At 44.0% G+C, this 637-nt stretch carries 1 protein-coding gene; it reads left to right on the forward strand.

The genetic code is table 11. The features are described 5' to 3' along the window. Positions 1–628, forward strand: a 628-nt coding sequence (gene rnt / locus R7E78_RS27715; RefSeq protein ID WP_318058832.1) for a ribonuclease T, incomplete at its 5' end; no start/stop codon positions are given. Between the last annotated feature and the right edge of the window lie 9 nt (positions 629–637).

The raw sequence follows: 637 nt of genomic DNA on the forward strand, positions 1-637 counted from the left end.
AGCCCTAACCCTGAAAAAGCGTTTTCGTGGTTATTTCCCAGTGGTTGTTGACGTTGAGACCGCTGGTTTCAATGCTCAAACTGATGCACTTTTAGAAATCTGCGCCGTCACCCTTCGTATGGATGAAGAAGGCGTTCTGCATCCAGCCTCCACTATTCATTTTCATATTGAACCTTTTGAAGGCGCGAATTTAGAGAAAGAAGCGCTTGAGTTTAATGGTATTCGTGACCCTTTCAGCCCGTTACGCGGTGCAATTTCTGAACAAGAAGCATTAAAAGAAATTTATAAGCTGATTCGTAAAGAACAAAAAGCATCTGATTGCTCACGTGCAATAATGGTTGCACATAACGCCGCTTTCGACTTAAGTTTTGTTAATGCAGCGAACGAGCGCTGCAAGTTAAAAAGAGTCCCTTTTCATCCCTTTGCTACTTTTGACACCGCCACATTAAGCGGCCTTGCTTATGGTCAAACTGTTCTCGCTAAAGCATGCAAAACAGCCGGGATGGAATTTGACAATCGTGAAGCGCACTCTGCCCTTTACGATACACAAAAAACTGCAGAGTTATTCTGTGGCATCGTGAACAAATGGAAGGCCCTCGGCGGTTGGCCGCTTGTTAACGAAGAATAATAAGTAAAC

It is taken from the genome of Vibrio sp. YT-19(2023) (genome assembly GCF_033337395.1).